Source organism: Streptomyces sp. S.PB5 (assembly GCF_030403745.1).
Lineage (GTDB): Bacteria > Actinomycetota > Actinomycetes > Streptomycetales > Streptomycetaceae > Streptomyces.
In genome coordinates, this window is sequence record NZ_JAQMWP010000008.1 from 205,210 (window position 1) to 229,817 (window position 24,608).

The 24,608-nt window shown below is 71.8% G+C and carries 13 protein-coding genes and 1 pseudogene; 3 read left to right on the forward strand and 11 right to left on the reverse strand.

Annotation, left to right across the window (positions count from 1 at the left end; all coding sequences use genetic code 11):
* Window positions 1–22: 22 nt before the first annotated feature.
* Entirely contained in the window at window positions 23–1,597 is a 1,575-nt protein-coding gene (gene guaA, locus PH203_RS22140) for a glutamine-hydrolyzing GMP synthase (RefSeq protein WP_289922094.1), read from the reverse strand.
* Window positions 1,598–1,905: 308 nt separating this feature from the next.
* Here guaA and PH203_RS22145 point away from each other — a divergent pair, with 308 nt between their 5' ends.
* Window positions 1,906–2,220, forward strand: a complete 315-nt coding sequence (locus PH203_RS22145) for a chorismate mutase (RefSeq protein ID WP_289922095.1) — start codon at window positions 1,906–1,908, stop codon at window positions 2,218–2,220.
* A 577-nt stretch (window positions 2,221–2,797) separates the two neighbouring features.
* On the opposite strand, the gene PH203_RS22150 is transcribed toward PH203_RS22145, so the two are convergent.
* Window positions 2,798–3,904, reverse strand: a complete 1,107-nt coding sequence (locus tag PH203_RS22150) for a hypothetical protein (RefSeq protein WP_289922096.1) — start codon at window positions 3,902–3,904, stop codon at window positions 2,798–2,800.
* A gap of 218 nt (window positions 3,905–4,122) precedes the next feature.
* Here PH203_RS22150 and PH203_RS22155 point away from each other — a divergent pair, with 218 nt between their 5' ends.
* Complete coding sequence (locus PH203_RS22155) at window positions 4,123–5,157, forward strand: LAETG motif-containing sortase-dependent surface protein (RefSeq protein ID WP_289922097.1); 1,035 nt, start codon at window positions 4,123–4,125, stop codon at window positions 5,155–5,157.
* A gap of 78 nt (window positions 5,158–5,235) precedes the next feature.
* Here the strand turns inward: PH203_RS22155 and PH203_RS22160 are convergent, their stop codons facing one another.
* The 9 genes and pseudogenes from PH203_RS22160 to PH203_RS22200 form a co-directional block, all read right to left on the reverse strand.
* The gene (locus PH203_RS22160; RefSeq protein ID WP_289922098.1) at window positions 5,236–7,014 is read right to left on the reverse strand and encodes a GMC family oxidoreductase; all 1,779 of its coding nucleotides are present in this window, start codon (window positions 7,012–7,014) and stop codon (window positions 5,236–5,238) included.
* Between the two features lie 76 nt (window positions 7,015–7,090).
* The gene (locus tag PH203_RS22165; RefSeq protein WP_289922099.1) at window positions 7,091–8,701 is read right to left on the reverse strand and encodes a succinic semialdehyde dehydrogenase; all 1,611 of its coding nucleotides are present in this window, start codon (window positions 8,699–8,701) and stop codon (window positions 7,091–7,093) included.
* A gap of 137 nt (window positions 8,702–8,838) precedes the next feature.
* Entirely contained in the window at window positions 8,839–10,551 is a 1,713-nt protein-coding gene (locus tag PH203_RS22170) for a serine/threonine-protein kinase (protein WP_289922100.1), read from the reverse strand.
* A gap of 62 nt (window positions 10,552–10,613) precedes the next feature.
* Window positions 10,614–12,290 carry a LamG domain-containing protein gene (locus PH203_RS22175; protein WP_289922101.1) on the reverse strand — a complete coding sequence of 559 codons (1,677 nt, stop codon included), beginning with the start codon at window positions 12,288–12,290 and terminating at the stop codon, window positions 10,614–10,616.
* Between the two features lie 94 nt (window positions 12,291–12,384).
* Window positions 12,385–14,043 carry a serine/threonine-protein kinase gene (locus PH203_RS22180; RefSeq protein ID WP_289922102.1) on the reverse strand — a complete coding sequence of 553 codons (1,659 nt, stop codon included), beginning with the start codon at window positions 14,041–14,043 and terminating at the stop codon, window positions 12,385–12,387.
* Between the two features lie 228 nt (window positions 14,044–14,271).
* A pseudogene (locus PH203_RS22185) lies at window positions 14,272–15,102 on the reverse strand (serine/threonine-protein kinase); the annotation flags it as partial.
* 56 nt (window positions 15,103–15,158) lie between these two features.
* Complete coding sequence (locus PH203_RS22190) at window positions 15,159–16,928, reverse strand: serine/threonine-protein kinase (protein WP_289922103.1); 1,770 nt, start codon at window positions 16,926–16,928, stop codon at window positions 15,159–15,161.
* A gap of 184 nt (window positions 16,929–17,112) precedes the next feature.
* Window positions 17,113–20,361 carry a protein kinase gene (locus tag PH203_RS22195; protein ID WP_289922104.1) on the reverse strand — a complete coding sequence of 1,083 codons (3,249 nt, stop codon included), beginning with the start codon at window positions 20,359–20,361 and terminating at the stop codon, window positions 17,113–17,115.
* Window positions 20,362–20,524: 163 nt separating this feature from the next.
* Entirely contained in the window at window positions 20,525–22,651 is a 2,127-nt protein-coding gene (locus PH203_RS22200) for a serine/threonine-protein kinase (RefSeq protein WP_289922105.1), read from the reverse strand.
* A 794-nt stretch (window positions 22,652–23,445) separates the two neighbouring features.
* On the opposite strand from PH203_RS22200, the gene PH203_RS22205 reads away from it, so the two are divergent.
* Window positions 23,446–24,489: a serine hydrolase domain-containing protein gene (locus PH203_RS22205; protein WP_289922106.1), complete on the forward strand. Its 1,044-nt coding sequence runs from the start codon at window positions 23,446–23,448 to the stop codon at window positions 24,487–24,489.
* The last annotated feature ends 119 nt before the right edge of the window (window positions 24,490–24,608 follow it).

Consider the following 24,608-nt stretch of genomic DNA (forward strand, 5'->3'; position numbering starts at 1 on the left):
CCTGAGCGACCTCAAGGGAGGGCTACTCCCACTCGATCGTGCCCGGCGGCTTCGACGTCACGTCGAGGACGACCCGGTTGACGTCCGCCACCTCGTTGGTGATCCGCGTCGAGATCTTCGCCAGCACCTCGTACGGCAGTCGCGACCAGTCGGCGGTCATGGCGTCCTCGGAGGACACCGGACGCAGCACGATCGGGTGGCCGTAGGTGCGGCCGTCGCCCTGGACGCCGACGCTGCGGACGTCCGCGAGCAGGACCACCGGGCACTGCCAGATGTCCCGGTCGAGGCCGGCCGCGGCCAGCTCCTCGCGGGCGATGGCGTCGGCGTCGCGGAGGAGGTCCAGGCGCTCCTTGGTGACCTCGCCGACGATCCGGATGCCGAGGCCCGGGCCGGGGAACGGCTGGCGCTGGACGATCTCCTCCGGCAGGCCGAGCTCCTGGCCGACCATCCGGACCTCGTCCTTGAACAGCTTGCGCAGCGGCTCGACGAGCTTGAACTCGAGGTCCTCGGGGAGGCCGCCCACGTTGTGGTGGGACTTGATGTTCGCCGTGCCGGTGCCGCCACCGGACTCGACCACGTCCGGGTAGAGCGTGCCCTGCACCAGGAACTCCACCGCCGGACCCGCGTCCGCGATGATCTCCGCCTGCGCCTGCTCGAAGACCCGGATGAACTCCCGGCCGATGATCTTCCGCTTCTCCTCGGGGTCCGAGACCCCCTTGAGGGCGGTGAGGAAGCGCTCCTCGGCGTCGACGACGACCAGCTTGACGCCGGTCGCGGCCACGAAGTCCTTCTCGACCTGCTCGGTCTCGTTCTTGCGCATCAGGCCGTGGTCGACGTACACGCAGGTCAGCTGGTCGCCGATGGCGCGTGCGACGAGGGCCGCGGCCACGGCGGAGTCGACACCGCCGGACAGACCGCAGATCGCGCGCTTGTCGCCGACCTGCTCACGGATCGCGGCGACCTGCTCGTCGATGACGTTGCCCGTGGTCCACGAGGGCTTGATCCCGGCGCCCCGGTAGAGGAAGTGCTCCAGGACCTGCTGGCCGTGCGTGGAGTGCATGACCTCGGGGTGGTACTGGACGCCGTAGAGCTTCTTCTCGTCGTTCTCGAAGGCGGCGACCGGGACGACGTCCGTGGAGGCGGTCACCGTGAAGCCCTCGGGGGCCTCGGAGCAGGCGTCGCCGTGGGACATCCACACCGACTGCTCGTCCGGGGTGCCCTCGAAGAGGGTCGAACCCGACTTCGATACGTGCAGTGGCGTACGGCCGTACTCACGCGCGCCGGTGTTGTCGACCGTGCCGCCGAGGGTCGTGGCCATCAGCTGGAAGCCGTAGCACATGCCGAAGACGGGGACGCCGGCCTCGAAGAGCTCGCGGCCCAGGCGCGGGGCGCCCTCCGCGTAGACCGACGACGGGCCGCCGGAGAGGATGATCGCCGCCGGGTTCTTGGCGAGCATCTCCGCGACCGGCATGGTGCTCGGCACGATCTCGCTGTAGACCCGGGCCTCGCGGACCCGACGGGCGATGAGCTGGGCGTACTGCGCGCCGAAGTCGACGACCAGGACGGTGTCGGGGGCGGCTGGGGTCGCTGATGACACGGGTTGCCTTCCGGCGGTGAGCGAGGTGTGTGTGGGGCCGAGTCTACCGGGGTGCGGCTCAGGCCCCTCCCGTCCGGTGGGCGGACCTCGGTTGGACAGGGCCCGGCGGGCGTGCATACTGACCCCATGCTCACGCACCCGACCTTCCTCTTTACCTATGGCATCCGGCCCGCCGGCTGCCATGGTCGTGCTGCTTGAGCTACTGACAAGCGACTTCCCAGGCGCCCCGGGCCGACAAGGTCCGGGGCGCCTGTCGTTTTCTCCGGTCCTTGCCGCTCCGGGGCACCCACCCCATCCAGGAGCCCTACGTGACCACCACCCCGGAAGCCACCACGACCGAAGTCACCGCGCCCGAAACCACCGCGCCCGAAGCCTCCACGCCCGAAGCGATCATCGCCGACGCCCGGGAACGCATCGACGCGATCGACGACCGGATCATCGGTCTCATCCAGGAGCGGACGGCCGTGTCCGCCGTCGTCCAGCAGACCCGGATCGCCGCGGGCGGCCGGCGCGTGAACCTGACCCGTGAGATGGAGGTCCTCAGCCACTACAGCGAGGCCCTCGGCAAGCCGGGTACGGCCCTCGCGATGACCCTTCTCGAACTGTGCAGGGGTCGCATCTGAGTTCGCCCCCCCGTCTCACCCGTACGGCGCGTGACCGCAGCGCGCACCGCTTCGTTGGTGGTGGTGTCCGTGCCAGCCAGGGGCGGGCCCGATAGAACCACGCGTGGCTCACTGGGGCGATGAGACGTACGGATCACGTTGTACGTCGTGGGACCTCGCTCCAGGTAAGTGACCGGACGGCAGGGGACAGCAGCCCGGTCACCCAAGAGAACGGTCGGCTCCGGGGACGCCCGGGGCCGACCGGCGGAAATTGCAAAAATGCACAATGCTGGACGGAACGGTTGCGGTGACCGCGTCCTTCCAGCACGATGCTGGAAAAGCCCCCAAGTCCCGCCGTAGACAACTGCATTGTTCTGCGTTGCCGTACTGCCAGAGGTCCAGACCTTCCGTGCGCCCCATGTGCGCCGGGGCGCCGACCCAGGGCACTCAAGGCAAGCGGCGCAACCCCCCGGCGCCGCTCCCAGGCACCGGCGCTGCCCTGACGCCGGTGCTGACGAAAGAAGGGCCCCGCGGTTCCGTCCCGCGGGGCCCTTCGCTTGCGGTCTGCTCTCTTGGGGTCTGCTCTCTTGCGGTCTGCTCAGACGCGGGACGCCGTCCCGCAGTCCTTCGAGTCCCTGATGTCCTTGCTGCGGTCGTACGGATCCGTCGTCGGACCGGACGAGGGACCGTCCGTCGGCGCGTCCGAGGGGAACTCCGGGTGGAACCAGCCGTCATGGACGCCGCAGGTCGAGTTGCCGGCGTCCCGGTCGTAGCGCAGGACGGTGAGCTTGCCGGGCGTGACCGCGTACCTGGCCGGATCGGAGACCTCGAGTTCGAGGACGCGGCGGACGATGGTGCGGGTCACCTCGGTCGAGCCGTCGGTGCGGACGACGGGGTAGACGAAGGTGTAGTCGGCGTGGACGGCGACCGCGGTGCCCTCGCCGGCCTTGAAGGTGATCCGGCCGCGGGTCTTCACGACATCGCCGACCGTGCGGATCCCGTTCGGGTCGAAGCGGGTGAACATCGCCAGCGGGTCGTTCTTCTCGCTGGGCTTGCTCAGGCCGGCCTTGAGCTCGGCGAGGACGCCCTTCTGCTTGGGTTCGAGGATGCCCAGCGCCGTCTCGGGCCGTTCGCCGCGCAGGGTGGCCGGGTTCAGGTTGGAGTCGATCAGCAGCTCCCGGGTCAGCCGCAAAGCCTGCGCGACCTCCGCCTTGCTCTTGCCCCCGACCGCTTTCGCCTCCGGCAGGACGATCCCGGCCGCGCCGTCCGCCCAGCGCTTGGCCGGGGAGCCGGCGAACGGGTCGTCCAGGGTGGGGGTCGCGGGGGCCGCCGCGGAGGGCGGGGCGGTGGGGGCGGCGGTCTCGTCGGGGAGCCGCTCCCCGGAGGCGGAGTCCGTGGAGTCGCCGCCGAGACCGGGCAGCAGGGACGGCTTCAGCGCCACGACGGCCACCAGGACCGCGAGCAGCAGGCCGAGCACCGGCCATATCCGCCGGCCGCGCCTCTTCTCCTGCAACGGCGGACCTGTGCGCCAGCCCTCCGGCAGCTCACCCCGCGCCTCCTGCTGCCGCAGCCGCTCGGTCACCATGCGGGCACGCGCGGAGGGCTCCTTGGGAGCGGCCTGCTCGTTGGCGCGGGCGAACTGTTCCCAGACGTCGTCGGGGACTTCGGAGTTCGAGGAGGAGTCCTCGGACGGCTTCTCAGACACGACGGTCAGTTCTAAGGGCTCAGAAAGGCCTTCCACAAGCGGAACCAGGATGTGACTCAGGCCACATAAGTTTTCTGTGAATGCCAGAGCAACCATTCACAGCGTTCACGAATCAAACCAGGCGAACCACGGGCCACACCCGCGCCCCACAAGCGGGGCCCACACCGCCCCACTCTTGTGCCGCACCACGCAGCACACCGGACTTCTCGAGGTCTTTCATGAAGCTTCGCCGTGCCATGGCCGCAGCGGCCGCGACGGCTGTCATAGCCCCGCTCGCGCTGCTGTCCGCGCCGGTCGCGTTCGCGGACGAGACGACGTCACCGAGCCCCACCGAGACGACCAGCTCCGCGCCGACCGAGCTGCCGAGCGACACGGCGACGCCGACCGCGACCGACTCCGCCTCGCAGTCGGCCACCTCGACGCCGAGCGACACCGCCACGCCCACCGCCACGGCCTCCGACACGACCTCGCCCACCGCCACGGCGAGCGAGTCGGACGAGCCCGAGCCCTCCGAGTCCGCCGAGCCGAGCGAGGAGCCGACCGACCCGGACGTCCCGACCTGCGAGGAGCTCGACGAGGACTTCGCGGACGCCAAGGTCGCCGCGGACATCAAGGGCCTCCCGGGCAAGATCGTCGCCGGTGACGGCTTCCACAAGTTCAAGCTGGTCGTCACCAACGACTCCAGCACCACGATCGACGGCGTCGCGTTCTACGCCGAGATCGAGAACTACGAACTCGACGAGGCGAAGTTCCTCAGCCCGTACGTCAACCTGCAGTTCAAGAACCCCGACACGGGCGCCTGGGACCGCATCGGCTCCGACGACTGGGCCGGCGACTACTTCTTCTACGTCGAGAGCCTGAAGGCCGGCAAGAGCAAGTCCGTCGACCTGCGCGTCAGCATCGACTCCAAGGCCCCGGCCGGCGACGCCTACTCCTTCGGCTCCGGCGCCTACCTCGACAACGTCGACGGCCAGGACTGCATCGCCGAGGGCTGGGCGCAGTACGACTTCGAGGTCCTGAAGGCCGGCACGCCCAACCCGAACCCGGGCACCGCCACGCCGAGCGACAACGGCTCCAAGGACTCCGTGAAGAAGCCGCAGGGCGATGTCTCCGAGCTGCCGACGGGCAACCTCGCCGACACCGGCTCCAGCTCCGCGCTGCCGGTCATCGGTCTCGTCGGCGGTGTCGCCGTCGTCGCCGGTGCCGGTGCCGTGTTCGCCGTGCGCCGCCGCAAGGCCGGTTCGAACGCGTAAAGCGTCACCGCAAGACAGAGAGAAGGACCTGCGTTCGGAGGGGGACGCAGGTCCTTCTCTCTTTGTGCACCCGGCGGGCTACGACTTGGGCGGCACCGCCGGCATCCCCAGGAACGGCAGCCGCAGCGCGCCGAACGCCTCCGCGGGGACCGCCGGCGCCTGCGGCTCGACCGGCTTCAGACGCTCGTACGCCGCTCCCTGGGCCGGACGCGGGTCGGTCTCGCCCTTGTTGGGCCAGAACGACATCGCCCGCTCGGCCTGGGCCGTGATGGTCAGGGACGGGTTCACACCGAGGTTCGCCGAGACGGCCGCGCCGTCGACGACCGAGATGCCGGGGTGGCCGTAGAGCCGGTGGTACGGGTCGATGACGCCCTCCTCGGCGTCGGCGCCGATCGGGCAGCCGCCGAGGAAGTGGGCCGTCAGCGGCGTGCCCATCAGCTCGCCGACGTTCGAACCCGCGAAGCCGTTGATCTCGGCCGCGATCGCCGACGCACCCTCCGAAGCCGCCTTGATCTGCTTGGGGTTGGGGGCGCCATGCCCCTGACGGGCCGTCAACAGGCCCTTGCCCACACCGTCCGGCTTCAGATACGTCGTCAGGGAGTTGTCCAGCGACTGCATGACCAGGCCGATGATGGTCCGCTCCGACCAGCGGCGGTTGGAGAGGGAGCGCAGCACGAGCAGGGGGTGCCGGGCCGCGTTCGCCAGCCAGGCCATGACCCTGGACGAGCCGTCGGCGTACGGGACCTGGAGGATGGAGAGGCCGCCCATCGAGTTGGAGCCCTTGCCGTAGCGGACCGGCTCGATGTGGGTGTCGGCGTCGGGATGGATCGAGGACGTGATGGCGACACCGCGGGTGAAGTCGACCTTCTTCTCACCGGTCGCCTTGCGGTAGCGCCGGTCGTCGGTCTGGGCGCCGACCAGGGCCTCGGAGTTGGTGCGGGTCAGCTCGCCCAGCCTCTCCGAGAGGTGCGGGAGCTGGCCTCCCGCCTTCATGCGGTGCAGCAGGGTCTGGGTGCCGTAGGTGCCCGCGGCGAGGACGACCCGGCGGGCCTTGAAGGTGCGGCCCCTGCCCTTCTTCCTCTGGTCCGTCGGGAGGGTGGCGATCGCGTACCCGCCCTGCGAGTCGTCGGTGACCGACACGACCGTCGTCATGGGGTGCACGACCGCGCCCGCCTTCTCGGCGAGGTAGAGATAGTTCTCGTTGAGGGTGTTCTTGGCGCCGTGACGGCAGCCGGTCATGCACTCGCCGCACTCCGCGCAGGCCTTGCGGGCCGGTCCGGCGCCGCCGAAGTACGGGTCCTCGACCTGCTCTCCGGGCTTCGCCTTCCCCGAGCCGTCGGCGTCCTGCCCGTCACCGAAGAACACGCCCACCGGCGCCATGTGGAAGGTGTCCCCCACGCCCATCCGCTGGGCCGCCGCCTTCAGATGGACGTCGGAGGGGGTCATCGTCGGGTTGAGCCGTACGCCGAGCATGCGCTGGGCCTGGTCGTAGTACGGCTTCAACTCCTCTTCCCAGTCGGTGATGTCACGCCACTGGGGGTCCTCGAAGAACGGCTTCGGCGGTACGTAGAGGGTGTTGGCGTAGTTGAGCGAGCCGCCGCCGACGCCCGCGCCGGCCAGGACCATGACGTTGCCGAGCAGATGGATGCGCTGGAGGCCGTACATGCCGAGCCTGGGGGCCCAGAGGTAGTTCTTCAGGTCCCAGGAGTTCTTCGGCAGGGTGCCCGGGGTGAAGCGGCGGCCGGCCTCCAGGACTCCTACGCGGTATCCCTTCTCGGTGAGGCGAAGGGCCGTGACGGAACCGCCGAAGCCGGACCCCACGACGATGACGTCATAGTCGTAAGCGTCTTTGCTCACGCGCTCTCTCCTCTTACGCCTCTTACGTCTCTTGCACTTCGTACGCCTCGTACGCCTCGTACGCCTCGTACGCCTCTTACCGGAACCGGAATGCCTTCATCAGACGCAGGCTGCGGCTCATGAACTGCGCGTACGCCTCGTCGCCCATCCCCAGCGACGGTGCCATCGGCAGCAGCCGCTGCTGGGCCACCGTCTGGGCCTCGGTGTACTTGAGGATGCCCTCGGAGCCGTGGCGGCGGCCGAGCCCGGAGTCCTTCATGCCGCCCATCGGGGACTGGACGCTGCCGTAGGCGGACGCGTAGCCCTCGTTGACGTTGACCGTGCCGGTGCGCAGCCGGGCGGCGACCTGGCGGCCGCGCTTGCCGTCCTTCGTCCAGACCGACGAATTGAGGCCGTACGCCGTCGAGTTGGCCTCCGCGATCGCCTCGTCGTCGGTCTTGAAACGGTAGATGGAGACGACCGGGCCGAAGGTCTCCTCGGCGCAGATCGCCATGGGCTCGGTCACGCCGTCGAGGATGGTCGGTTCGAAGAAGTACGGGCCGATGTCGGGGCGGGCGACCCCGCCGGCGACGACCTTGGCGCCCTTGGCCACGGCCTCCTCGACATGCCGGGTGACGGTCTCCAGCTGGCGCTCGCCCACCAGGGAGCCCATGTCGGCGCCGTAGGCGAGGGACTTGCCGAGCCGCATGGCCTTGGTGCGGGCGGCGAAGCGCTCCAGGAAGGCGTCGGCGATCGACTCGTGGACGTACAACCGCTCGATGGAGATGCAGAGTTGGCCGGCGGAGGAGAAGCAGGCGCGGACGGCTCCCGCCGCCGCCTTCTCGATGTCCGCGTCCTCCAGGACCAACATGGCGTTCTTGCCGCCGAGTTCGAGGGAGACTCCGACGAGTCGGGCGGCGGCGCCCTGGGCGACCTCCCGGCCGGTGCGGGTGGAGCCCGTGAAGGAGACGTAGTCGGCGTGCCGGACGACCTCGGGGCCGACGACGGGGCCCTCGCCGAGGACGACCTGGAAGACATCGGCGGGCAGCCCGGCCTCGATGAGGAGGTCACGCGCCCAGAGCGCCGTCAGGCAGGTCTCGGTGTCCGGCTTCATGACCACCGCGTTGCCCGCGACGAACGCGGGGAGCGCGTCGCCGACGGACAGCTCCAGAGGGTAGTTCCAGGGGGCGATCTGGCCCACCACCCCGCGCGGGTGGCGCAGTTCGGTCACCTTGGTGAGGGTCGGCATGGCGCCCGCGTGCCGCTTGGGCCGCAGATAGGAGGGCGCCTTGCGGCCGTAGTGGCGGGCGGCGACCGCGACGGCCTGCACTTCCTCGTGGGCGTGGAGACGGGCCTTGCCTGTCTCCAGCTGGATCAGGTCGAGGACCTCTGCCTGGCGTTCCAGGACGAGGTCGTGGAAGCGGAGTAGGACGGCCGCGCGCTGCCGTACGGGCATCTGCTCCCACACCGCCTGCGCCTTGCGGGCCGCCGCGAAGGCCTTCTCGACGTCCTCGGGCGTCGACTCGGGCAGATCGGCCAGCTTCTCACCGGTGAACGGCGTGTGGTTGGCGGTGCGACCGGAGCCGACCACACCCTTGGTGAGCTGGGCGACCAGCTCCGGGGTGACCACGTCGGCGGCGGTACGGGCGCCCTCCGGGGCGGGGGCGAGGGGGTTGGTGGCCTGCTCCGAAGCCTTCGTGTCCGTCATGACGCGCAGAGTATGCCGGGGCGGAGACTTTGGGTACCCGTCGGTAATCGGGATTCACCGAGTACTCACACGCTGCCAGTACTCACTGGCGGAAAAGCCGCTGATCAGCGTGTTGAGCGATGACGATCACCGGCTGCTCAGCCTTTTCCGATCACAAGCCGGTCGCGGGCCTCCTTGAACAGCGCCATACCCTCCTTCTCCTGCGTCGTCCCCTTCGGCATGTCGACGCGGAGCTCGTAGAGCCGGCCGTCGTCGGTGCTGACGATCACCTGCATGACCCGGCTGGGACTGCTCCCGTCGTCGTCATAGGTGGTGTCGGCCTGGTATGCGCTCAGGCCCTGGAGGCTGGTCTCCGTGATCCGGGTCTCGGCCTCGTCCTGGGCCGCCCAGGCCGTCTTCACCTGGTACGCCCGGCCCATGGCCGAGACGGAGGGGTTGTCCCACACGCTGAGGCGGAGCTCGATGTCACCGTCCCCGTAGATCACCATCCGGGGCTGGTCGGTGGCGCTCCCCTGTCGATGGTCCTCCTGGTACCGGCTCGGCACGGACAGCGTCGCGTTCATCGCCTTCTCGGTGTGCTTCTCCCAGGGCTCGTCGGCGATGTCCGTCTCGGCGGGCCTGAGGGGGGCCGAGGTGTACGTCGGCTCGCGGACCGCGATGGGCTCGGGCTCGGCGAGGACGTAGGAGATACCGAACCAGGCACCGCCGACGAGGGCGGCACCGAGCAGGGCGGCGGGGAGGGGGCGGCGCAGGAGGTGGGGTCTGGGGGGTGCGGTCGTCGGTACGAAGGTGGTGTCCGGCCCGGGTACGGGGGCGCGGTCGGGGTCGCGGTCCAGGTCGGACCTGCGCTCGGACGCGAGGGCAGGCTTGGGCTCGGGCCTGAGCTCCGGCTTGCGCTCGGGCTTGAGGTCGGGCCCGGCGTCCCGCAGGCGTACGGTTCCCGAGTCCTCCCCCAGCTCCCGTATGCGGTCGGGCACCTGCTGGGCCTGCGGCTCGCTCAGCGGCGGGACCGGCCACCCCTCGGCCGCCGCTTCCAGGATCTTGGCGGCCTCCTCGGCGTCCGGCCGCAGGTCCGGGTCCTTCCCCAACAGCCCGGTGATCAGGGGGCCGAGGGGGCCCGCCTGCTTGGGCTCGGGCGGGTCGAAGGAGAGGATGGCGGCGAGGGTGGACTCCAGCGTCGTACGCCGGAAAGGCGGTTCGCCCTCGACGGCGGCGTAGAGCAGGACGCCCAGGGACCACAGGTCGGAGGAGGGTCCGGCACCCCGCCCTGACATCCGCTCGGGGGCGACGAAGTCGATGGAACCGACGAACTCGCCGCTGACGGTGAGGGATTCCTCGCCCTGGACATGGGCGATGCCGAAGTCGGTGAGGACCACCCGGCCGTGCGAGCCGAGCAGCACATTGGCGGGCTTCACGTCCCGGTGGACGATCCCCACGGCGTGCGCGGCCCGCAGGGCGCCGAGGACGGCGAGCCCGATCCGGGCGGTCTCGGCGGGGTCCACGGGCCCTCGCCGCAGCACCTCGTGGAGGGACTCGCCCCGGACCAGCTCCATGACGATCCAGGGGAGTCCGTCCTCCACGACCACGTCATGGATGGAGACGGCGGCGGGATGGTCGACGCGGGCGGCGGCACGAGCCTCCCGGTAGAGCCGGTGGGAGGCCCGCTGATGCGCCTCGGCCTCCGGGTCGCCGGGCAACCGGGGCTGCTTGACGGCGACTTCGCGGTCGACGAGTTCGTCGTGCGCCCGCCAGACGGTGCCCATGCCCCCCGAGCCGATGCGCTCGACCAGTCGGTAACGGCCGCCTATCAGTCGGCCCTTGGGGCTGGTGCCGCCCCCGTCGTTGCTCATGTCTCATGAGTACCTTGTGGGGCGGGGGATTGTCGACGCGGGGCGGCACGCGGTCATCGGCGTCAGGTGATGTCGACTCCGCCGAGCCGCAGCATCCCGACCTGGGTGCGGCTGAGGACCCCGGCATAGGTGTGGATGTCGTCCACCTCGCCCGCGAGGTCCTGGGTGCCGTCGGTGAGCGTGCGGCCGACCTGGAGGTCACCGTTCGGCGCCCAGGTGTTCAGGCCGGACACGCTCGCGGTGGCGGCGGGGTGGTCGTAGTCGACGTAGAGCCGCAGTTCGTCGGTCTTCTCGTCGTACACCACCGCGAGGAACTGGTCGTCGGCCGTCCAGTCCAGGTCGAGCGGCGCGCTGACCGTTGTGGTCGGCGCGTCGGCCCGGTCCTCGTGGGCGACGACCGCCTGCCAGGTCCGCGAGGCGGCGAGATAGCGCAGGGTCAACAGGTCGGTGCGCTCGCCCGGCTGGGACAGGACCGTCATGTCACGGGTCGCGGTGTCGGGATCGATGCGGACCTGCGCGGTCACGGAGAAGCCCGCGTCGGTCGGCGTGAGGGCGGTCGGCGTGGTGGCGTAGTCGCCGTCGCCGTCGAGCAGCAGGTCGCCGTTGCCGACGATCGGATAGGTCACCGGGACGCAGTCGGGGTTCCAGGGGCAGTCGTCGGTGGCCGCGTAGATCGACGCGTCGCCCGCCAGGGTCAGCGGCTCGCCACCCGCGTACGCCGGGCTCCGGCCGTCGGTCGCCGACTCCAGGTCCCAGTAGCCCAGGCGCTGGGCCTTGCGGGTCGCCGCCTCGGTGATCTCCCCGGGCGCGTACACGCGGTCCCAGACGTTCACGTCGGTCAGGAGACCCTGCCAGTGGTCGCCGATGCGCAGAGCGCCGGAGCCGCCCGCCGTGACAAGGTTGTCGGCCGTGTCGGTGAGCTGCCCGTCGACGTACAGGCGGACCTGGTCCTTCTCGGCGTCGTACACGCCCACGAGGTGCGCCCACTCGCCGGGCTCGGGCGTGCCGCCGCTGATGGTCGCCGTGCCTCCGTCGGCGGCCGGGAGGGAGAAGGACCACTGCACACCTCCGGCGGCGCCCGTGGTCGTGCCGAGGGTGAAGCCCTCCTGGCTGACGACCGGCGAGCCGCCGACGAGCTCGTCGGGGCGCACCCAGGCGTCGACGGAGAAGTTCCGCGCCGCGTCCACGGAGGTGTCGAGGGTCGCGTACGCCTCGTCCGTGCCGTCGAAGGCGGCCGCGGAGCCGACGGTCGTACCGGACGGCCCGGAGGCGCCCGGGGTGACGCCGGAGCCGGTGTCCGCGCCGGACTGCTGGTCCGGGTCCCAGTGTGTGACGGCCGGGCGGCCGGTCGTGACCAGGATGTCGTGCGTGGTCCTGGCGCTGATGTTGCCGACGGCGTCGACCGCCTGGACCTGGAGATAGGTGACGCCCGTCTTCTCCGGCATCCAGCGCACGGACACCGGCCCCCCGGGCTGGTCCGGCGTGATCGTGCTGGTCGGTCCGCCGAGCCAGGAGTAGCGGTACGACACCACGTCGTCGGACGCCGAGTCGATCACGAACGTGCCGTAATTGCCCACGCCGTCGTGCCAGTTGTCGTCGTCCGGATACTCCTGCGACGTGACGACGGGGGCCGCCGGTGCCTCGGCGCCGGCCGCCGATGCCACGCCGCTCGCACCGGCGACGGTGAGCGCCGCGGCGGTGCACACCGGCGCGACGCGTCTCCATACGTACTGCTTCAAGACGTACTACTTCAAGGTCCCCTCCCAAGATCGGTCTCAGAGGAGGATGACCTCAACTCCCGTCACCGGCAACGTAATTCAGCGACGGTAGAACTCAGAGCGCATCGACGTCCAGGTTGGCGATGGCGGTCTTCGCCACCTCCCGCCCCCGGTCCGTGAAGTCGCTGCCTTCCCCGGGGTAGCTGATGGTGAGCTTGTACATGTCGCCCTTGGAGGTCTTGTAGTAGAAGATCTGCATCTCGCGGGGGCGCTTCTCGTTGTCGTCGGTCTCGTACGTGATCGTGTTCTTGGCGGCCGGCTTCCCCTGAAACGTGGCCCCGTCGTCGGTCCTGGTCTTCGGGTTCTCCGGCATGCCCAGGCCGTAGTCGCCGTTCTCGGTGAAGGCCTTGTCGTCCTCGTACATCTCGGCGGCCGCCGAGCCCGCGATGCTGTTACCCGTGTCCTCGGACTTCCTGTCGAGCCGCAGCCCGATCCAGATGCTGCCGCTCCAGTCGGTGTACGTGACCCAGTGCGCCTTGTCCGTCTCCCGGTCGGGCACGCCCTCCTGGTAGTTCTCGGGCACCGCCGGCGTCGCGGCGACATCCTTCACGTGTTTCGTCCTCCAGCCGTCCGGCAACGGCCCCGCGAACGGATCCACGATCACCAGAACCGCCGCCACCGCGGCCGCGACGACCACCGCGCCGAGCCCGATCAAGGTCCTGCGGCCGATCCGGATGCCGCCCTTGTCGCCCCCTTGCGAAGCCTCGCCGACCTGCACGACCTGGGTCGGCGCCGGGGCCAGGACCGGCGGATTCGCCGCCGCCTCCAGCAGCGCACGCACCTGGGCGGCGTTCGGGCGGCGCCCGGGGTCCTTCTGGAGCAGGCCCGTGATGACCTCGGCCAACGGCCCGGACGCCGAAGCGGGCGCCGCCGGGGCCGCGTTGAGGACCGACTGCAGCGTCGCCGGGGTGTTGCTGCGCCGGAACGGCGAGACGCCCTCCGTCGCCGCGTACAGCACCACGCCCAGCGACCACAGGTCCGAGGCCGGTCCGGGCCGCTGCCCGAGGACCCGCTCCGGGGCGATGTACTCGGGCGAGCCGACGAAGCCGCCGGTGTCGGTCAGATTGGTCTCGCCCTCGATCTGGGCGATGCCGAAGTCGGTGAGGACGACGCGGTCGTGGCGGCCGAGGAGGACGTTGTCCGGTTTGACGTCGCGGTGGAGGATGCCCGCGGCGTGCGCGGCCTCCAGCGCGCCGAGCACTTCGAGGCCGATTCTCGCCGCTTCCCGTGCCCCGAGCGTGCCCTCCTGGAGCGCGTCGCCGAGCGAACGGCCCTGCACCAGCTCCATGACGATCCAGGGCTGGCCGTCGACGACCGCGACGTCGTGCACGTTCACGACAGCGGGGTGATCGAGCCGGGCCGCGGCACGGGCCTCGCGGCGCATCCGTTCGAACGCGTTGGCACGTTCGCGGTCGGGAAGGTGATCGGGTACGCGCGGTTCCTTGACGGCGACCTCGCGGTCCACCGTCTCATCCTTCGCCCGCCACACCGTACCCATCCCGCCGTGCCCGAGCTTGGCGAGCAGACGGTAGCGACCTGCGATCAACCGGCCGGTTCCCGGGTCCTGTTGAGGCGCGGCCGGCTGCGGGACGACCTGCGTGGGCGCCGCGTACGGGTTGCCCGGATGCGGCACCGCCACGGGCGGCTTCGGCGGTTGCAGACCGAAACTCGTTGGCTCGTCAGACCCGTAAGGGGTTCCCCCGTTGCTGCTCATGGGTCCGTTCATATCGCGCCAGGCACGTCCGGTTCCACCCGGAAGGCGTTCCGGTAGCAGACCCGTGACTCAGCAGGCCGGTCATCTCCCTTTTGCGGACGCCTTCGTGGACGCCTTCGCCGACCTTCTTCATTGGCGCCTTCGCCGACCGCTTCATGGGCGCCGCCGCCCCCGCAGCACAGCCGTCAGCGTGCCCCGCAGCGAACGCCTCTCGGGGGCGGGCATGTGTCCCGTCTCCAGAAAGGTCCGCAGCATGCGCTCCGCCTGCTCCGCATCCAGCCGCCGCTCCGGATTCCGCTCCAGCAGCCCCCGTACGACGGGCAGGATCGGCTCGGCCTGCGCGGGCGGCCGTATCTCGCCCTCGAGGACCGCGTGCACGATCCCGCCCAACGAGTCGCGCCGGAAGGGCGATTCACCGCTCACGGCCGTACACAGCAGCGCCCCCACCGACCACAGGTCGGAGGCGGGACCGGTCCGCAGCCCCGACATGCGCTCCGGCGCGGTGTACTCGGGCGATCCGACGAAGGAGCCGACTTCCGTCACCGTCGTCGCGCCCGCGACCTGCGCGACCCCGAAGTCGGTGAGGACGACCCGCCCGGTACCGCCCTCCAGCAGGACGTTCGCCGGCTTGATGTCCCGGTGCAGGACCCCCGCCTCGTGCGCCGCCCGCAACGCCCCCAGCAGGTCGATGCCGATCCGCGCGGCCTCGGCGGGCACCACGGGTCCGTGCACGGCGATCCGGTCGGCGAGCGAGCCGCCGTCGATCAACTCCATGACCAGGTAAGGACGTTCATCGTGCTCGACGACATCGTGCACGCCGATGATGTGCGGATGCCTCAACTGCGCGACGGCACGCGCCTCCCGCAGCGTCCGGTCCCGCTGCCAGCGGGCCTCGGCCTCCGACAACGTCTCGTCCAGGGACAGTTCCTTGACCGCCACCCGCCGCCCGAGCAGCAGATCGGTGGCCCGCCACACCACCCCCATACCGCCCCGCCCGAGCCGCGCCTCCAGGCGGTAACGGCCCGCTATGACACGGAAGTTGTCCCCCGGGGTCCCCATGCGCCCCATGATGCCGCGCCGGACGGATCTGCTCCGGGGGGTGACCGGCCAAGTTGTCAGGGGGTTTTCGGCTGCCAGCTCTGGAGGATCCAGTTGAACTGCTTACGGGTGGTCGCCCAGTCGGCGGCCGGTGAGGCGGCGTAGATGGCGTACTCGGTGCCGTCGCGGTCCATGTACCCGACGTCGATGGCCCGGTAGGGGGCCGTGACGTAGTGCGGCGGATCCTTGGCCAGCGCGTCCCAGGTGTACTCCCAGCGGGCGCCCGGCAGATCGCGGAAGAGCGCCTCCGTCAGGCTCAGCCGCTCGTAGTTCTGAAGCCCTGAGAGCTGGGGCTCCAAGTCCTTCATGTGGGCATACGAAGTGGGGAAGTCCGGGGAGGTGTCGACGGCGACGCGCACCACGTGTCTGCCGTTGTCGGGCGAGTAGTCGAACTGCTTGATGCCGTCCTTGTCGATGGTGACGGACTGCTTCCACCCCTCGGGCAGGCGGATGCTGGAACCGCCGGGACCGTCGTAGGGCACCCAGTCGGCGGGAATCGTGCCCTGGCCGCCCGTCCCGCTCGGCGTGGCACTTGCGCTCGGGCTCGGGCTCGGCGTGGCACTGACGCTCGGGCCCGACGAGACGGAGTCGCTGGGAGTGCTGCCCGCCCCGAACTGCTGCAGCGCGACCGCGCCGGCCCCGCCGACGATCGCCGCGAGGGCGACGACCAGGGCGAACGTCCGCAGCCGGTGCCGCTTCCGCGGCGCGGTCGGGGCCGGAAACGGAGCCGGTGCCTGCGCCTGCGCCTGCGCCGAGACCGGCGGATACGGCGTGGCGGCGGCCGTCTGTGCCGTCGTACCGGAGCCCGTGGGAGGCCCGGTCGGGGAGCCTGTGGGAGGCCCTGTCGGGGAGGTTGCGGGAGGCCCGGTCGGGGAACCTGTGTGCGGCCCGGCCCGGAAGCCCGCTCCGCTCCCCGTCCCGGTCTCGTACCGCACCCGCGCCGTCGGGGCATACGCCTGCGCCCCGCTCGGCCACCGCCCCTCCACCGCCTCGGCGAGCATCTGCTCGGCCTCCGCGGCGGCGGGCCGCTCGGCCGGATCCTTGCGCAGCAGCGCCGCGAGGACGGGCCCCAGCGCGCCGGCGTTGACCGGCTCGGCGGGCTCCTCCTCGACGACGGCCTGCATGGTGCCGAGCGGCGAGGTGCGGCGGAAGGGCGAGCGGCCCTCCACCGCGGTGTAGATCGTCGCGCCGAGCGCCCAGAGGTCGGAGGCCGGGCCCGGATCATGGCCGCGCACCCGCTCGGGGGCGAGGTAGTCCACCGAACCCACGACCTCTCCGGTGCGGGTGATGGTCGTATCGCCCTCGATCTGGGCGATGCCGAAGTCGGTGAGGAGGACCCGGCCGTCATGGGACAACAGGACGTTGCCGGGCTTCACATCGCGGTGCAGCACCCCGGCCGAGTGCGCGGCGCGCAGCGCGCGCAGCACCCACAGCCCGATCCTGGCCGCCTCGGCGGGCTCGATGCGCCCCCGCTCCTTGACCGCGTCCGCCAGCGAACCGCCCTCGACCAGCTCCATCACGATCCACGGGCGGGCGTCGTGGTCGAGCACGTCGTGCACGGTGACGACGGCGGAGTGGTTGATACGGGCCGCCGCGCGGGCCTCGGCGCGGGTGCGGTGGAGCAGCCGCTCCTGGTCGCTCTCGGACACATACAGAGCAGCGGTGAGCTCCTTGATGGCGACGGCCCGGTGGAGGACCTCGTCATGCGCGCGCCACACCCGCCCCATGCCGCCGCTGCCGATGGTGTCGGCAAGCCGGTAGCGGCCCGCGAGGAGCAGGCCCTGCATCTGATTCACGTTGCCCCGCAATGCTCTTGACTGGCTCAGATTAAGGACCGGCCCGGGCACGGGGAACCACGGGGGTGCCAAGGTTTCGCGGTTGTGACAGTTGTTGTGCTTGCTGTGACTGTCGTTGGGACGGTTATCGCCCCGGCGGCCGGAATCACCCGTCACCCGACGTGAGGGCCCGCGCTCAGCCCGTGACCTCGTACGTCGCCGACGCCTGCTCGAACAGCCGCGTCACCTCGTCCCGCTCGGCCTCGGGCCCGCGCACCTGCACCACGTGGTACTTCCCGGCGACCAGCATCGCGAGATTACGTACGAAGAGCTCGCGCCCGGAGTCGTCGGTCCAGGTGAACTGTCCCTCGGCCATGGTCCGCCCGCCCACCTGGATCGTCTTCAGCCCACTCGCACTGGCCCAGCTGGAGTCCCGGTACGGCTGCAACTCGGGCTCGTCCTCCCGCTGGTACGCCATCGGGTCCTCGCCGTACTCGTCCGCGCTGTCGCGCCCGGGTACGACGATCAGGTCGAAGTCGCCGTGCGAGAACACGACTTGCCCGCGGCCGTTCTCGGCGGTGTGCGTCCAGCCGTTCGCGACGGCGACGCGGAATCCGGCGGAGTCCGAGCGCAGGGTGAAGCCGTCGGGGACGGCGGGCCCGGAGGGCGGCCGGGTCTCCGGGGGCTCCGTGGACTCCGACGGGCTCTCCTGCGCCTTGGGCGAGGTCTGATCGGGCCGCGGCTCGCTGCTCACGGTCGGCGCCGCACTGACCTCACCGGCGTTGCCGGTCCGGTCGGCGTCGCCCGCTCCGCCCGTCGACTCGTCGGCCTTGGGCATGAACAACACGGCGTACGCGATCGCCGCGGCCATGAGCAGCAGCACGAGCAGCAACAACGTACGGCCGAGGCGTCTGGGCGAGTGCGAGACCTCCTGCCTGGCCCGCTTGTGCCGCCCGTGCGCACTCGTCGCGGGCAGCCCGGCCCGCCGCCTGCGCACCAGCTCGCCCCGCCGCCGTATGACGGGCAGCCGGCTCCCCTCGACCGGCGGCGCGGCCACGACATGCGTCCCGACGTCGGGTTCGGGCGCGGACCGCACCAACGACCGCAGCCAGCCCCGCAGTTCCTCGAAGTCCAGCCGCTCGGTCGGGTCCTGACGCAGCAACGACTCCACGACCGGCCGGAGCGGCCCGCACTCCTCGGCGAAGGCGGGCGGCTCGGCGCACACCATCTGCACCAGCTCGGCCGTCGACTCCTCGGGGTAGGGGGCGTGCCCCTGCACGGCCCGGAACAGCAGCGCCCCGAGCGCCCACAGGTCGGTGGCGGGCCCGATCGGTGCCGCCAACTGCCAGTTCTCATGCACCGGCCCGGCCTGCTCCGGCGCCCACCGCTCGGTCACCGGCCCGACCACGGCCATCCTGGCCTGCCGCGCCCGCTCGGCGGCGAGCGCGGTGGCGGGTCCACGAGGCACGGGAGCCTCGGCGGCGAGTTCGTCCCAACGGCTGGGGGCGGGCGCGGGGTTCGCGCCACCGGCGGGCAGCGCGGCGGCGCCTGGGGATGCCTGGGCGCCGGGCGGGAGTACGGCACCGCCCGACGGCTGCTGAGCACGCTGGACCGCCCCACCGGCACCGCCGCGGGGCGCGGCACCATGCCAGTCGGCGCGCACGCCATAGGGGTCGGCAATCTGCCCCGGGGGCGTGGACCGGGAGTGATCGTCCCGCCCGCCCTGCACATTCCCGCTCACGGCCCCGGCCCCTGGCGGAACCTCAACGCCGTGGCCATGGGCCCCCGGCCCAACGCCGCCGGCCGGAAGCCCGACGCCGCCGGGGCCGTAGCCCGGCTGCCCGGCACCGCCCACCCCGACGCCGTTGCCTGTCGGGTACGGCCCCTGCTGCCCCTCGACGCCCGAGTCGTACGGCGGTGTCGCTCCGCCCGCCCGCGCCACCGGGTCGCCCTCGGGCGCCGGCCGGGCTCCGGGCAGGGCCGCGCGGCCGTTCTGCTGCGCCTCCTGGACCCTGGCCGCGGCACGGGCACCCGCGCGATACGCGGCGATCGCCCCGGCCCGCGCGGCCCTGACGTCCCCGCCGGTCTCCACGGCCCTGCGCTCGATCGCGCCCGCCGCCGTACCCGTACCGTTCGTCGCCTCGCCACCGAGCCCCGGCAGCCCCCCGGCCTCCCGCGCCTCGATGGCAGCCCGCCGCGCGGCCTCGGGATCGACGGCACCCGCCTGAACCCCGACGCCACCGAGCCCGACCACTCCACCGTTCGCCGAACCACCGGCACCACCAGGCCCGTGCCCGGCACCACCAGGCCCGTGCCCGGCACCACCAGGCCCGTGTCCGGCACCACCAGGCCCGTGTCCGGCACCACCAGGCCCGTGCCCGGCACCACCAGGCCCGTGCCCGGCACCACCAGGCCCGTGTCCGGCACCACCGGAGCCGTACCTGGCACCGCCAGGCGCCTGCCCAGCACCACCGGCCCCGTACCCGCCACCGCCAGGCCCCTGCCCGACACCGCCGGCCGCGCCGACGGAACCACCGGGTCGGCCCGGACCAGCTGCACCACCACGCCCGGCTCCGCCGAACGTCCCAGCGCCACCGGCCCCTTGCCCGCCACCGCCACTGCCACTGCCACCCGGACCAGCGGATCCACCGGGCCCGCCCAGACCGCCCGGCCCGACGGGGCCCCTGGCACCGCCCGGACCAATCGGACCACCGGGCCCGCCCAAACCGCCAGGACCGACCGAGCCGCCCGGCCCGGCGAACGTCCCCGGGACACCCGTCCCCCGCCGGTCCCCGAAGCCCGCGCCACCGTCGTCGGCCGGCACCGGGTCATAGCCGCACAGTGCCTCTTCCGCCGCCCCGACCGCGAGGCCGGTCAGCATCACACGGCCGTCGTCGCAGACGAGGACCGTGCGGGCGGTGATGTTCCGGTGCACCCAGCCGTGGGCGTGCAGCACCCGCAGGGCCATGAGGACGTCGGAGGCGACCTCGGCCGCCCGGTACGGCGTCAGCGGCTTCTCCGCGAGCAGCGCCGCCAGCGGCCGCGCGGCCACCAGCTCGCTCACGATCCACAGCGACCCGCCCTCGGCGAACACGTCGAAGACCTGGTCGAGCCGAGGGTGGTCGGGTATCGAGGCGGCGGCCTGCGCGGCCTCCACGGCCCGCCGCACCGCCGGATCGGTCGGCCGCCGGGTGCTCGTACGCGCCGCGGACGCCGACCGGCGAACTCCGCGCTCCCGCGAGTCCCTTGCCGTGAACCCGTCGGGCAGCCCCTCCGCGTCGAGCACCTCCGCCTCGACGACCTCGGGCAACGGCACCTGCCTGACGAGGACTTCCTGACCGCTGTAGGTGTCGAAGGCCCGCGTCTCGGTCAGTTCGTACTCATCGGAGGGCGGCAGCGGCAGGCGGTAGCGGTCGGCGAGTACCCGTCCCGCATAGTCGTCCACGTTGCCTCCCCCGGCCCTCCGGATCGGTCAATTCCGCTCGCCTCGCGTGCCGTTCCGCCCCATACCTGGATGCGTACGGTCCGCAAGCATTCACGATACGTGCCGAAGGCAACCTGCAAAGAGGGGATGCCAGATCTCACGCCTCAAACGCGGATCCGTCGCTTCACTGCTTCGGCTCGAACGTCTCCGCGAGCGTCTGCCACGTGTCCTTACGCAGCTCACTGCCCCAATTGGCCGCTTTGGCCGTGTACATCAGCGCATATCCGAGGTTGTCGTCGACCACGAACCCCCGGTCGATCGTCCGGTACTTCGTCCCGCCCTCGACATAGGTGAACTCCCAGTCGGCCGCCGGCCAGCCCCGGTAGTCCACCCCCGCTATTCGCACCCGCTCGTACTGCGCGCGCCGCATGTCCTGCTCCTGGTTGCGCCAGTCCGCCACCGGGTCGCCCTTCGGCGTGGACGTCCAGGCGACCAGCAGCCGCTGCCCGTCGGGCCCGGTGAAACGATCCCCCGCCGACCCCGAGGTCTGGAACTTCCACCCCTTGGGCAACCCGATCGAGTACCCCTGGCTCCCCTCGTACGTCTGCTCGGCGATGCTGTCGCCGTCGGCGGAACCCCCGGCCTCGCTGCCACCGGTCGCCGTCGGGCTGTTGCTCGGCGTGTTCTCGGACGCGGCCCCGGACCCGGCGGACTCGGTCGCCCGACCGTCCGTCTGGGCACCGTCCTCCTTGTCCTCCTTGGTGGAGGGGGTCGCGTCGGCACTGGCGGACGCCTTGGCGCCACCGCCACCCGCCGAGCTCTTGGAGTCGCTGTCGTCGCCGCTGAACGCGACGGCCAGCACCACCGCGATCACGGCGAGCGCCACGACCACCGCGATGATCACCAATGTCCGCCTCGGCACCACATCGGTCAGCGGCGCCCTCGGCACGGGCCGCGGCGGCAGATCCTCGGGCGGCGTCATCACGGGCCATCCCGAACTCCGCCCACCACCGGCGGCGTTGGCCCCGGAGCCCGCCCCACCGGCAGCACCCGGACCGACAGCCCCCGAACCGGCCGTACCGGAACCGGAGACACCGACACCGCGGGAACCGGCGACCGCCGCTCCCGAACCGGAAGCCGCACCGGCACCAGATCCCGCTCCCGAGCCCGAGCTCGAGCTCGACGGACCACCGACCGACCCCGAGGTGGCCGTAACGCCGGACGACCCCGAAATCCCCGTCCCGCTCCCGGACTTGGCCCGAGAAGCCGCCGCCGTACCGGCCGCCCCCGCCGCCACGGCCGCCTTCCGCACGGAACGCAGCGCCCCGCGGAACCGCTCCCCGGCCTCCTCGCCGCGCTTGCTCCCGCCGCCCGGACCGCCGTCGCCCGCGCCCCGGTCGGGCTGCGGAGGCAGCGGCACGACCCGCGTCGCGTCCGGTGCCGGCTCGTCCTTGGGCTCGGGCGCGTGGATCACGGCGTTGAGCATGACCCGCGCACCGGCGTCGTCGAGCCGCTTCTCGGGGTCCTTGGTGAGCAGTCCGTAGATGACGTCCTTCAGCGGACCCGCGTTCTTCGGCTCCTCCATCGGCTCGGTCATCACCGCGGTCAGGGTGGCGATCGCCGAGCCCTTGTCGTAGGGCGGCACCCCCTCGACCGACGCGTAGAGCAGACCGCCCAGCGACCACAGGTCGGCCGCCGGACCCGGCTTGTGCCCGCGGGCACGCTCCGGGGAGATGTAGGAGGGCGCGCCGACGAGCATGCCGGTCGAGGTGATGGACGGGTCGCCCTCGACCTGGGCGATGCCGAAGTCGGTGAGCACGACCCGGCCGTCGTCGGAGATCAGCACGTTGGACGGCTTCACGTCACGGTGCAGGATGCCCTCGCGGTGCGCCGAGCGCAGCACGTCGAGAACGGCGAGCCCGACCTCCGCCGCGCGCTTCGGCTCCAGCAGGCCGTCCTCGCGGATGACCTCGGCGAGCGACTTGCCCTCGACGAGCTCCATCACGATCCACGGCCGGTCGTCCTCGTCGACCACGTCGAAGACGGTCACCGCGCTGTTGTTGCGGATCCGCGCGATCGCCTTCGCCTCACGCAAGGTCCGCGTGATCAGCCGGCGCTTCTCCTCCTCGTCGATGTTGGAGGGGAACCGCAGCTCCTTCACGGCGACGATCCGGCCCAGGGTCTCGTCCTCGGCACGCCACACCGTGCCCATGCCGCCGCGGCCGAGCACTGCTCCCAGCCGGTACCGCCCGGCGAGGAGACGTTCGCTCTCGTCCTGACGGGATGTCCCCGCCCGCTCCGCCTCCGACATGCGTCCCCTCATACAACCCGCCCTGACAGAGCCTCCATTGTCCCTCACCCGACAAGTGCCCAACGCCCAGGGGCCCCCTCCGGCCGAGCCGACCACCACACTTCTCACCCGGGACGACCACAACAACCACAGCCCGCCCCACCCCCTCCACACACGGTGACGACAAACCACCCCGAGCCACGCACACCCCCGCCACCCGGGCCACCTACGCCCCAACTCCCGGGCCGCGGACAAACGGCTCCCGCCCAGACGGCGCAACCGCGCATCCGCCACTCAAACCTCGGCCGTTCGCGCCGCCCAGGTCGGTGAGGGTGGGCGCGCGCGGCGCCTCGTCAGCGCGGAGTCGCACGCCCTATCCGACCCCGGCCCCGCCCCTGGCCCCGTCCTCGGCCCCGGACGCCCTTCAGACACCGCCTCTCAAGTCCCGCCCAACCCCGGCACCCGGGCCGCGGACAAACAGCTCCCGCCCAGGCAGCGCAACCGCGCATCCGCCCCTCAAACCTCGGCCGTTCGCGCCGCCCAGGTCGGTGAGAGCTGGCCCGGCCAGCGCCTCGTCAACGCGGAACCGCACGCCCCATCCGACCCGGCCCCAACCCCAACCCCGGCTCCGACGCTGGCCCCAACCTCATCCCCGGCTCGAAACCCAGCCCCAACCCCGACCCCGGCCCCAACGCCAGACGCCCTTCAACCACCACCTCCCAGGTCCCGCCCACCCTCCCTGCCCCGCAGCCCCACCGCCCTGCATGATGGGCCGCGACAACGAGCACCCCGATCAGGCCAAGGGAGGCACCGCGATGCCGACGCTTCGGACACTCCTGGCCGCACCGCTGTCCCTGGCGCTCCTCGTCGTGGCCCCGGCCGCCTCCTCGGCCCCCGCGGCACCCCCGGCGGACACGGCCCTCCTCCTGCTGGTCGCCGAAGGCCGGGCCCCCGCCGCCGCCCTGCTGGCCCGCGAGCAGTCCGGTATCCGCTACACCGACACCGGGTCCGGCATCGCCCGCGCCGACCACTTCCGCGCCGGCAGCATCACGAAGACCTTCATCGCAACGGTCGTGCTCCAACTGGCCGAAGAACACCGGCTGTCGCTGTCCGACACGGTGGAGCAGCACCTGCCCGGCCTGGTGCGCGGCGCCGGCAACGACGGCCGCGCCATCACCCTGCGCGCCCTGCTCACCCACACCAGCGGCCTGCACGACTTCACCACGGACACCGGGGGCCTGATCCCCCTCACCCCTCGTCAAGCAGTCCGAATCGCCCTCACCCACCCTCCGACCGCCCCCGGCCGCTACTCCTACTCGAACACCAACTACGTCGTACTCGGCATGGTCGTCCGGCGGCTCACCGGCCAGTCGTACGCCACCGAGGCCGAGCGCCGCATCATCGACCCGCTGCGCCTGACGGGCACCTCGTTCCCCGGTTCCGGCACCGCCCTCCCCGCCCCGCACGGCCGCGCCTACGACACCGACGGAACCGATGTCACCGAGCTCGACCCACGGGTGGCCGGTGCCGCCGGCGAGTTGGTGACCACGCTCGCCGATCTCGACCGCTTCTACGCGGCGCTGCTGGGCGGCGAACTCCTGCCCCCGCGCCGGCTGCGCGAGATGCTCGACACCCGCGCCGCACACGGCCTGTACGGCATGGGGCTGTTCCCGGTGAAACTGCCGTGCGGCACCACGGTGTGGGGGCACAACGGCCGTATCACCGGCAGCTACGTGCGGAGCGCTGCCGCCGTGGGAGGCCGACGCGTCCTGACGTTTCGCGTGAACACGACGGCGATTGCGGACCCCGGCCTCGAACCGCGGTTGCTCGCCGCCGAGTTCTGCCCTCGCACCTCCTAGAACGACCGGGCCCCGCACGTGGATCCCGGCCACCGACACTCGTTCGAGTGATCTCCGGAGCCCCGCGCCGGGGGCCCCGCCGGGAGCCCTGAGTCAGGAGCCCCGCGTCGGAAGCCCTA